An 11,320-nucleotide genomic window follows, 5' to 3' on the forward strand; every position below is an offset into this window, starting at 1 on the left:
AATCGCGCGTTTATAAGGCAATAAAATGAGGATTAATACCCCTCCGTAATGAATATCCGGCATCTTGTACTAAAAATCGATGTTTTGCTTTGACAATCCCCTGCGCTTTTGCGAAAACATTCAAGGAAGAAAAAAAGACGCATGAACTGCATGCCGAATAGACATGCACGTAAATGCCATTTTTACCGGGTCAGTGAAATCTACGCATGGTGTGGACAGACGCCATACGTGATGTCTGTGACTGCTTTCGGGCAACGGTCTTCTTACCGCAGAACCCGAATCCACATCGCGTCAAATACATAACCAGGCGATGTGATGAATAACGGGTGCAGGCTCTGAACAGTGATGTGCACAGGGTCCAGGCAGGAGTAGGGAAGGAATACAGAGAGACAATAATAATGGTAGATAGCAAGAAGCGCCCTGGCAAAGATCTCGACCGTATCGATCGTAACATTCTTAATGAATTGCAAAAGGATGGGCGTATTTCCAACGTCGAGCTTTCAAAACGTGTGGGACTTTCCCCGACGCCGTGCCTTGAGCGTGTGCGTCGACTGGAAAGACAGGGTTTTATCCAGGGCTATACGGCTCTGCTGAACCCGCATTATCTGGATGCCTCACTTCTGGTATTTGTTGAGATTACTCTGAATCGTGGTGCACCGGATGTGTTTGAGCAATTTAACGCCGCTGTACAAAAACTTGAAGAAATTCAAGAGTGTCATCTGGTTTCCGGTGATTTCGACTACCTGTTGAAAACCCGTGTGCCCGATATGTCCGCCTACCGTAAGCTGCTGGGTGAAACCCTGCTGCGTCTGCCAGGCGTGAACGACACCCGTACTTATGTGGTGATGGAAGAGGTCAAACAGAGCAATCGTCTGGTTATTAAGACGCGCTAACACGGAACAGGTGCAAAATCAGTGTAGTTTGATTACACTCCTGTTAATCCATACAGCAACAGTGCCGGGGATACCCGGCGCTGTTGTCCGTTTTAGCACACAGGCAGGACATGCCTGATACCTGGAGAGCCTTTCTTGAGCCAGGAATACACTGAAGACAAAGAAGTCACACTATCGAAGCTAAGCAGCGGACGTCGTCTCCTCGAGGCTTTGCTGATTGTTATTGCCCTTTTTGCCGTCTGGCTGATGGCCGCCTTACTCAGTTTCAACCCCTCAGATCCCAGCTGGTCACAAACCGCATGGCATGAGCCTATCCATAACTTAGGTGGCGTTCCCGGCGCCTGGCTTGCGGACACGCTCTTTTTCATTTTCGGTGTGATGGCCTATACCCTTCCCGTCATCATTATTGGCGGATGCTGGTTTGCCTGGCGTCATCGACAGAACGACGACTACATCGATTATTTTGCCGTTTCGCTGCGCCTGATTGGCGCCCTGGCGCTGATCCTCACCTCCTGTGGACTGGCGGCGATCAACGCCGATGATATCTGGTATTTCGCCTCCGGCGGGGTGATCGGCAGCCTTCTGAGCTCCGCGCTGCAACCGATGCTTCACAGCAGCGGCGGCACGCTGGCGCTGCTGTGTATCTGGGCGGCGGGGCTGACGCTGTTTACCGGCTGGTCCTGGGTGAGCATTGCTGAGAAGATCGGCAGCTTTATTCTGACGCTGCTGACGTTCGCCAGCAACCGTACCCGTCGTGACGATACGTGGGTCGATGAAGATGAATACGAAGATGAGTATGACGAAGACGATGCGCCTGATGTGCGTCGTGAGTCTCGTCGCGCGCGTATTCTGCGCGGTGCCCTGGCGCGCCGCCAGCGCGTCGCTGAAAAATTTGCGAACCCGTTAGGCCGTAAAACGGACGCCGCGCTGTTCTCCGGCAAACGTATGGATGAAGACGAGCAGATTGAGTATCGCGGTGCAGCCGTCGATCCTGATGACGTGCTGTTCTCTGGTCATCGCGCCACGCCGGGTGAGTATGACGAATACGATCCGCTGCTGAATGGTCATTCCGTGACTGAACCGGTAGCCGCCGCTGCTGCCGCAACGACGGCGGCGCAGGCCTATGTTGCACCTGTTGAAGCCGTGATGCCGTCCTCGCCTGTGCCTGCCCCGGAGTCCGCGATCCAGCAACCGCAGGTAGACTGGCAGACTGCGCCTGGCGTCCATACGCCTGAGCCGACCATCGCGCCTGAGCCAGAAAGCTATATTCCCGTTCAGCAGGAGCAGTGGCAGCAGCCGTATCAGCCGCCTGAGCCTGTCACCGAGCCGCAACAACCGTATCAGGCTTATACGCCAGAACCCGTTGTACATGAACAGCCCTACGTTGCGCCGGAGCCTGAACCTGAAGTGGTCGAGGAAGCGAAGCCGTCTCGTCCGCCACTGTACTATTTTGAAGAAGTGGAAGAGCGCCGCGCCCGTGAGCGCGAGCAGCTTGCCGCCTGGTATCAGCCCGTGCCCGAGCCGGTACAGGAGCCAGTTGCAAAAGCGCCTTCGGTCAGCGTTCCACCTGTAGACCCTACGCCAGCCGTTGCGTCGGGTACTGAAGCCGTGAAGCAGGCAACGGCAACCGCTGCCGCGTCCGCTCCGCTATTTAGCCCTGCGACCGACAGCGCCCCGCGTCCTCAGGTGAAAGAGGGCATTGGTCCACAGCTGCCGCGCCCTAACCGCGTGCGCGTACCGACTCGCCGGGAGCTGGCCTCTTATGGCATTAAACTGCCTTCCCAGCGTATGGCGGAAGAGAAAGCGCGTGGTTCCGACTACGAAGATGATGCAGACGAACTGCATCAGGACGAGCTGGCGCGTCAGTTTGCCGCCCAGCAGAATCAGCGTTACGGCGACGAGTATCAGCACGACGTGCCTTCACAGCATGACGACGATGATGCGGCCGAAGCAGAGCTGGCGCGCCAGTTTGCCGCTACGCAGCAGCAGCGTTATTCCGGTGAGCAGCCTTCGGGGGCAAACCCGTTCTCGCTGTCGGATTTCGAATTCTCACCAATGAAAGATCTGGTGGATGATGGCCCAAGCGAACCGCTGTTCACGCCGAGCGTAATGCCGGAAGCGGAGCCGGTGCGTCAGCCGCCAGCGCCACAGGCTTACGCGCAGCCGCAACAACCGGCGCCGCAGGCGTATGCTCAGCCGCAGACGCCTGCCCAACCGCCACAGCCGCAGTTCCAGCAGCCGGCACCGCAGCCGCAGCCGCAGGAGAGCCTGATTCATCCGCTGCTGATGCGTAACGGAGACAGCCGACCGCTGCAACGTCCAAGCACGCCGCTGCCGTCGCTGGATCTGTTAACGCCGCCGCCGGCTGAAGTCGAGCCGGTTGATACTTTTGCCCTCGAGCAGATGGCCCGTCTGGTGGAAGCGCGTCTGGCTGACTTCCGTATTAAAGCGGACGTGGTGAACTACTCACCGGGCCCGGTGATTACCCGTTTCGAACTGAACCTGGCGCCGGGCGTAAAAGCGGCGCGTATTTCTAACCTCTCCCGCGACCTGGCGCGTTCCCTGTCGACCGTGGCTGTTCGCGTGGTGGAAGTGATCCCAGGCAAGCCTTACGTTGGCCTTGAGCTGCCAAACAAGAAACGCCAGACCGTCTATCTGCGTGAAGTGCTGGACAACACCAAGTTCCGCGATAATCCTTCCCCGCTGACCGTGGTGCTGGGGAAAGACATTGCGGGCGATCCGGTAGTTGCCGATCTCGCGAAAATGCCCCACCTGCTGGTTGCGGGTACCACCGGTTCCGGTAAATCCGTCGGTGTGAACGCCATGATCCTTAGCATGCTCTACAAAGCGCAGCCTGAAGACGTGCGTTTCATCATGATCGACCCGAAAATGCTCGAACTGTCCGTCTACGAAGGCATTCCACACCTGCTGACGGAAGTGGTCACCGACATGAAGGACGCCGCCAATGCACTGCGCTGGAGCGTCAATGAAATGGAGCGTCGTTACAAGCTAATGTCGGCGCTGGGCGTGCGTAATCTGGCCGGTTATAACGAGAAGATCGCCGAGGCGGCGCGCATGGGTCGTCCGATTCCGGACCCATACTGGAAGCCGGGTGACAGCATGGATGCCCAACATCCGGTGCTGGAAAAACTGCCTTACATCGTGGTGCTGGTGGATGAATTTGCCGACCTGATGATGACCGTTGGTAAGAAAGTGGAAGAGCTGATTGCACGTCTGGCACAGAAAGCGCGTGCGGCGGGTATCCACCTGGTTCTGGCTACGCAGCGTCCGTCCGTGGACGTTATCACCGGTCTTATTAAGGCAAACATCCCGACCCGTATCGCGTTTACCGTGTCGAGTAAAATTGACTCACGTACTATTCTTGACCAGGGCGGAGCAGAGTCGCTGCTGGGGATGGGTGATATGCTCTACTCCGGGCCGAACTCCACCTCGCCGGTGCGTGTTCACGGTGCGTTTGTTCGCGACCAGGAAGTGCACGCGGTTGTGCAGGACTGGAAAGCGCGCGGGCGTCCGCAATATGTTGACGGCATCACCTCCGACAGCGAAAGCGAAGGTGGCGGCGGTGGTTTTGACGGCGGCGAAGAGCTGGATCCGTTATTCGACCAGGCGGTTAATTTCGTCACCGAAAAACGTAAAGCGTCCATCTCGGGCGTGCAGCGCCAGTTCCGTATCGGCTACAACCGCGCAGCGCGTATCATTGAGCAGATGGAAGCGCAGGGCATCGTGAGCGAACAAGGACATAACGGTAACCGTGAGGTGCTGGCGCCACCGCCGTTTGAGTAACCTTCAGCGATTGCAAAGAAGGGTAAATCAGCAAAAATTAAGCATATTCTTCTGTCGCCTGCCTTCGGGCAGGTACAGAATAGAAACGGAACCCCCATATCGGGAAGACGTATTTTAAGGAATAACAATGAAAAAAATCGCCATCGCCTGTGCATTACTCTCCAGTTTTGTTGCCAGCAGCGTCTGGGCTGATGCAGCCAGCGACCTTAAAAGCCGACTGGATAAAGTGAGCAGCTTCCACGCCAGCTTCACGCAAAAAGTGACTGACGGCAGCGGCAACGCGGTGCAGGAAGGGCAGGGAGATTTGTGGGTGAAGCGCCCAAATCTGTTTAACTGGCACATGACCCAGCCGGATGAAAGCGTTCTGGTGTCTGACGGTAAAACCCTGTGGTTCTACAACCCGTTTGTTGAGCAGGCGACCGCCACCTGGCTGAAAGACGCGACCAGCAATACGCCGTTTATGCTCATTGCCCGTAACCAGTCCAGCGACTGGCAGCAGTACAACATTAAACAAAACGGCGACGAATTTGTCCTGACGCCAAAAGGCAGCAACGGTAATCTGAAGCAGTTCACCATTAACGTGAGCAGCAACGGCACCATCAATCAGTTTGGCGCGGTTGAGCAGGACGATCAGCGCAGCAGCTATCAGTTGAAGTCTCAGCAAAACGGCGCTGTTGATGCATCGAAATTTACCTTTACCCCGCCGCAGGGCGTAACGGTGGACGACCAACGCAATAAGTAAGAGGCATGAGTGAGCAATTTGTCGCTCGATTTTTCAGATAATGCGTTTCAACCTCTGGCCGCCCGTATGCGGCCAGAAAATTTAGCGCAGTACATCGGTCAGCAACATCTGCTGGCTGCGGGGAAACCCTTGCCGCGCGCCATCGAGGCCGGGCATCTGCACTCCATGATCCTCTGGGGGCCACCCGGCACCGGAAAAACCACGCTCGCTGAAGTGATTGCCCGCTATGCCAACGCGGACGTTGAGCGCATCTCGGCGGTCACGTCGGGGGTGAAAGAGATCCGCGAGGCGATCGAGCGGGCGCGACAAAACCGCAATGCCGGACGTCGCACCATTCTGTTTGTCGACGAAGTACACCGCTTCAACAAGAGCCAGCAGGATGCCTTCCTGCCGCACATTGAAGACGGTACGATTTTCTTCATCGGCGCCACCACGGAAAACCCGTCGTTTGAACTGAATTCTGCGCTGCTGTCCCGTGCGCGCGTGTATCTGCTTAAATCGCTGACCACGGAAGATATCGAAAAGGTTCTGACGCAAGCGATGGACGACAAAGCGCGGGGTTATGGCGGACAGGATATCGTTCTGCCGGACGAGACGCGTCGTGCGATCGCCGAACTGGTGAACGGTGATGCCCGTCGGGCGCTGAACACGCTCGAAATGATGGCCGATATGGCCGAAGTGGACGATGCGGGCAAGCGCGTATTGAAGCCTGAACTGCTCACCGAAATTGCCGGTGAACGCAGCGCGCGCTTCGATAATAAAGGCGACCGTTTCTACGACCTGATCTCGGCGTTACATAAATCCGTGCGCGGCAGCGCGCCGGATGCGGCGCTCTACTGGTATGCGCGTATCATCACCGCCGGTGGCGATCCGTTATATGTCGCGCGTCGCTGCCTGGCGATTGCGTCGGAAGACGTCGGCAATGCCGATCCGCGCGCCATGCAGGTCGCGCTTTCTGCCTGGGATTGCTTTACCCGCGTCGGGCCTGCGGAGGGTGAGCGCGCCATTGCTCAGGCGATTGTCTATCTGGCCTGCGCACCGAAAAGCAATGCGGTGTATACCGCCTTCAAAGCGGCGATGTCGGATGCACGTGAACGTCCGGATTACGACGTTCCGGTACACCTTCGCAATGCCCCGACTAAGCTGATGAAAGAGATGGGTTACGGGCAGGAGTATCGCTACGCCCATGATGAACCCAATGCCTACGCCGCCGGGGAGGAGTATTTCCCGCAGGAGATGGCACAAACCCGCTATTATCACCCTACAAACAGAGGTCTTGAGGGTAAGATTGGCGAAAAGCTCGCCTGGCTTGCCGGACAGGATCAAAATAGCCCTATAAAACGCTACCGTTAGTTCAATCGTTGCGGTAATGTTGGCAATATATCTCTGTGGCCGCAGGCTGTGGTCACTTTTTCCTTTTTTAATTCGATAAGCACAGGATAAGCATGCTCGATCCCAATCTGCTGCGTAATGAGCCAGACGCAGTCGCTGAAAAACTGGCACGCCGGGGCTTTAAGCTGGATGTAGATAAGCTGCGCGCTCTCGAAGAGCGTCGTAAAGTTTTGCAGGTACAAACTGAAAATCTGCAAGCAGAGCGTAATTCTCGATCGAAATCCATTGGCCAGGCGAAAGCGCGCGGGGAAGACATTGAGCCATTACGCCTGGAAGTGAACAAACTGGGTGAAGAGCTGGATAAGGCGAAAGCTGAACTGGACGTTCTTCAGGCTGAAATTCGCGATATTGCTCTGGCGATCCCGAACATTCCTGACGACAGCGTGCCTGTCGGCAAAGACGAAAACGACAACGTTGAAGTGAAACGCTGGGGTACGCCTCGCGAATTTGACTTCGAAGTGCGCGACCACGTGACGCTGGGCGAAATGCACGCGGGCCTGGACTTTGCGGCAGCGGTTAAGCTGACCGGTTCTCGCTTCGTGGTGATGAAAGGGCAAATTGCTCACCTGCACCGCGCATTGGCTCAGTTCATGCTGGATCTGCACACCGAGCAGCACGGCTACAGCGAAACCTACGTACCGTATCTGGTTAACCACGATACGCTGTACGGTACAGGCCAGCTGCCGAAATTTGCCGGCGATCTGTTCCACACCCGTCCGCTGGACGAGGAAGCAGACAGCAGCAATTACGCGCTGATCCCAACCGCGGAAGTGCCGCTGACCAACCTGGTGCGTGACGAGATCATCGACGAAGACGATCTGCCAATCAAACTGACCGCGCACTCTCCGTGCTTCCGTTCTGAAGCGGGTTCTTACGGTCGTGATACTCGCGGCCTGATCCGTATGCACCAGTTCGATAAAGTTGAGATGGTGCAGATCGTTCGTCCGGAAGAATCGATGGATGCGCTGGAAGAGATGACCGGCCACGCGGAAAAAGTGCTGGAGCTGCTGGGGCTGCCTTACCGCCGTATGGCGCTGTGCACCGGGGATATGGGCTTCGGCGCCTGCAAAACCTTCGACCTCGAAGTGTGGGTGCCTGCGCAGAACACCTACCGTGAAATCTCCTCCTGCTCTAACGTCTGGGATTTCCAGGCGCGTCGTATGCAGGCGCGTTGCCGCAGCAAGTCCGACAAGAAGACCCGTCTGGTTCATACCCTGAACGGTTCTGGTCTGGCGGTTGGTCGTACGCTGGTGGCCGTGCTGGAGAACTACCAGCAGGCAGACGGTCGCATTGAGATCCCTGAGGTGCTGCGTCCTTACATGAAAGGCCAGCAGTTCATCGGTTAATATTTTGCTTCAAAACAAAAAAGCGCCTCAGGGCGCTTTTTTTATATCCCTGATTTGATACGACGCAATACCTCCTCCCTCTAAAGTAGTAATACTCCTCCGAACGAAAGTTAGCATAAAACACCGATAACGTAGCTTTTCGTTATATATAAAACTACATAGCGGTTTGCACCGCCTCTCTTTTCTTTGTGAGCAACCAAAGTGAGTCTTTATGAAAATCAAAGCGCCTGAAGCGTTAATGGCTGCCGAGGTCACTCGCCGTGGGTTGATGAAAACCACGGCAATAGGCGGCCTGGCTGTTGCCAGCAGCGCCTTTACGCTCCCCTTTACCCGACTGGCGTCGGCGGCGGAGGCTCTGTCTCCCGCTTCAGCCCCGGAAAAAGTGGTGTGGAGTGCCTGTACCGTTAACTGTGGTAGCCGCTGCCCACTGCGTATGCACGTCGTGGACGGTGAAATCAAATACGTAGAAACCGACAATACCGGCGATGATAACTACGAAGAGTTACATCAGGTTCGTGCCTGTCTGCGTGGCCGCTCAATGCGCCGTCGCGTTTATAACCCGGATCGTCTGAAATATCCCATGAAGCGTGTCGGTAAGCGTGGGGAAGGGAAGTTTGAGCGCATTAGCTGGGACGAAGCCTACGATATTATCGCGACCAACATGCAGCGCCTGATCAAAGAGTACGGCAATGAATCCATCTACCTGAACTACGGCACCGGGACGCTTGGCGGCACCATGACCCGCTCCTGGCCGCCGGGTAAAACTCTGGTAGCGCGCCTGATGAACTGCTGCGGCGGCTATCTCAACCATTACGGCGACTACTCTTCCGCACAGATTGCCGCGGGCCTGAACTACACCTACGGCGGCTGGGCAGACGGCAATAGTCCGTCGGATATTGAAAACAGTAAACTGGTGGTGTTGTTCGGCAATAACCCGGGCGAAACGCGCATGAGCGGCGGCGGGGTAACCTATTACCTTGAGCAGGCGCGCGCCAAATCCAACGCACGAATGATCATCGTCGATCCGCGCTACACCGATACCGGCGCCGGGCGTGAAGACGAGTGGATCCCCATTCGCCCTGGTACCGACGCGGCGCTGGTCAATGCGCTGGCGTATGTGATGATTACTGAAAATCTCGTCGACCAGCCGTTCCTGGATAAATACTGCGTTGGTTATGATGAGAAGACGCTGCCAGCCAGCGCACCGGCTAACGGGCACTATAAAGCCTATATTCTTGGCCAGGGCAGCGACGGCGTGGCGAAAACTCCGGAGTGGGCATCCACTATCACCGGCATTCCTGTCGAACGTATTGTTCAGCTGGCACGTGAAATCGGTTCAGCCAAACCAGCTTATATCAGCCAGGGCTGGGGACCACAGCGTCACGCGAATGGTGAGATTGCCACCCGCGCCATTTCTATGCTCTCAATTCTGACCGGCAACGTCGGCATTCACGGCGGTAATAGCGGCGCGCGTGAAGGCTCGTATGAAGTACCGTTTGAACGTATGCCAACACTGGATAATCCGGTTCAGACCAGCATCTCCATGTTTATGTGGACTGACGCGATCGAGCGCGGCCCGGAAATGACCGCGCTGCGCGACGGCGTTCGGGGCAAAGATAAGCTGGATGTGCCGATCAAAATGATCTGGAACTATGCCGGTAACTGCCTGATCAACCAGCACTCCGAAATCAACCGCACCCACGAAATCTTGCAGGACGATAAGAAGTGCGAAATGATTGTGGTGATCGACTGCCATATGACCTCGTCGGCGAAGTATGCCGATATCCTGCTACCAGACTGCACCGCCTCCGAGCAGATGGATTTCGCGCTGGACGCCTCCTGCGGCAACATGTCCTATGTGATCTTCACTGACCAGGCCATCAAACCGCGCTTCGAGTGCAAAACCATCTATGAGATGACGTCCGAGCTGGCGAAACGTCTTGGCGTTGAGCAGCAGTTCACCGAGGGACGCACTCAGGAAGGGTGGATGCGCCATCTGCATGAGCTCTCCCGCAAAGCCATTCCAGACCTGCCTGACTTCGATACCTTCCGCAAGCAGGGGATGTACAAACAGCGCGATCCGGACGGGCATCACGTGGCGTACAAAGCCTTCCGCGAGGATCCGGTGGCCAATCCGCTGACCACGCCGTCGGGCAAAATCGAGATCTATTCGGAAGAGCTGGCAAAAATTGCCGCGACCTGGGAATTGCCGGAAGGGGACGTTATCGATCCACTGCCGATCTATACGCCTGGTTTCGAAAACTACAACGATCCGCTGACGGAGAAATTCCCGCTTCAGTTGACCGGTTTCCACTATAAAGCGCGTGTTCACTCCACCTATGGCAACGTTGACGTACTGAAAGCGGCCTGCCGACAGGAGATGTGGATCAACCCGATGGATGCGAAAGCGCGCGGCATCAGTAATGGCGATCGCGTACGTATCTTCAACGGGCGTGGCGAGGTGCATATCGAAGCCAAAGTGACGCCGCGCATGATGCCGGGCGTTGTCGCGCTGGGGGAAGGGGCCTGGTATAACCCGGATGCGAATCGCATCGATCAGGCGGGCTGCATCAACGTTCTCACTACGCAGCGTCCGTCGCCGCTGGCGAAGGGCAACCCATCCCACACGAACCTTGTTCAGGTTGAAAAGGCGTAAGGAGTAACCGATGACAACCCAGTATGGATTTTTTATTGATTCCAGCCGTTGCACCGGGTGCAAAACCTGCGAGCTGGCCTGCAAGGATTACAAAGACCTGACCCCGGATGTCAGCTTCCGTCGTATTTATGAATACGCGGGCGGCGACTGGCAGGAGGACAACGGCGTCTGGCATCAGAATGTCTTCGCCTATTACCTGTCGATTGCCTGCAACCACTGCGAAGATCCGGCCTGTACCAAGGTCTGTCCGAGCGGGGCAATGCACAAGCGCGACGACGGCTTTGTGGTGGTGGACGAGGACGTCTGCATCGGCTGTCGCTACTGCCACATGGCCTGCCCGTACGGCGCACCGCAGTACAACGCCGCTAAAGGCCACATGACCAAGTGCGACGGCTGCCACAGCCGCGTCGCGGACGGCAAAAAGCCCATCTGCGTCGAGTCCTGCCCGCTGCGCGCGCTGGATTTTGGCCCGATTGAGGAGCTGCGC

7 protein-coding genes are annotated in these 11,320 nt (G+C 56.5%); all 7 read left to right on the forward strand.

The window, feature by feature from the left end; translation table 11 throughout:
- Positions 1-398: 398 nt before the first annotated feature.
- Positions 399-893 carry a leucine-responsive transcriptional regulator Lrp gene (gene lrp / locus E0L16_RS19300; protein ID WP_000228469.1) on the forward strand — a complete coding sequence of 165 codons (495 nt, stop codon included), beginning with the start codon at positions 399-401 and terminating at the stop codon, positions 891-893.
- Positions 894-1,028: 135 nt separating this feature from the next.
- On the forward strand, positions 1,029-4,697 hold the full coding sequence (locus E0L16_RS19305; RefSeq protein WP_131637901.1) for a DNA translocase FtsK 4TM domain-containing protein: 3,669 nt from the start codon (positions 1,029-1,031) through the stop codon (positions 4,695-4,697).
- A 127-nt stretch (positions 4,698-4,824) separates the two neighbouring features.
- On the forward strand, positions 4,825-5,439 hold the full coding sequence (gene lolA, locus E0L16_RS19310; protein WP_003858270.1) for an outer membrane lipoprotein periplasmic chaperone LolA: 615 nt from the start codon (positions 4,825-4,827) through the stop codon (positions 5,437-5,439).
- 9 nt (positions 5,440-5,448) lie between these two features.
- On the forward strand, positions 5,449-6,792 hold the full coding sequence (gene rarA / locus E0L16_RS19315) for a replication-associated recombination protein RarA (protein ID WP_112793205.1): 1,344 nt from the start codon (positions 5,449-5,451) through the stop codon (positions 6,790-6,792).
- 92 nt (positions 6,793-6,884) lie between these two features.
- The gene (gene serS / locus E0L16_RS19320) at positions 6,885-8,177 is read left to right on the forward strand and encodes a serine--tRNA ligase (protein WP_063449174.1); all 1,293 of its coding nucleotides are present in this window, start codon (positions 6,885-6,887) and stop codon (positions 8,175-8,177) included.
- A gap of 211 nt (positions 8,178-8,388) precedes the next feature.
- Complete coding sequence (gene dmsA / locus E0L16_RS19325; RefSeq protein ID WP_131637903.1) at positions 8,389-10,833, forward strand: dimethylsulfoxide reductase subunit A; 2,445 nt, start codon at positions 8,389-8,391, stop codon at positions 10,831-10,833.
- A gap of 10 nt (positions 10,834-10,843) precedes the next feature.
- Positions 10,844-11,320: DMSO/selenate family reductase complex B subunit (locus tag E0L16_RS19330; protein ID WP_063843861.1), on the forward strand; the 477-nt coding region annotated here is incomplete at its 3' end.

It is taken from the genome of Enterobacter quasihormaechei, assembly GCF_004331385.1.
Lineage (GTDB): Bacteria > Pseudomonadota > Gammaproteobacteria > Enterobacterales > Enterobacteriaceae > Enterobacter > Enterobacter quasihormaechei.

Coding starts and splice junctions, on each gene's coding strand:
- lrp (WP_000228469.1), top strand. CDS start 399: ATGGTAGATAGCAAGAAGCGCCCTGGCAAAGATCTCGACCGTATCGAT.
- serS (WP_063449174.1), top strand. CDS start 6,885: ATGCTCGATCCCAATCTGCTGCGTAATGAGCCAGACGCAGTCGCTGAA.
- lolA (WP_003858270.1), top strand. CDS start 4,825: ATGAAAAAAATCGCCATCGCCTGTGCATTACTCTCCAGTTTTGTTGCC.
- dmsA (WP_131637903.1), top strand. CDS start 8,389: ATGAAAATCAAAGCGCCTGAAGCGTTAATGGCTGCCGAGGTCACTCGC.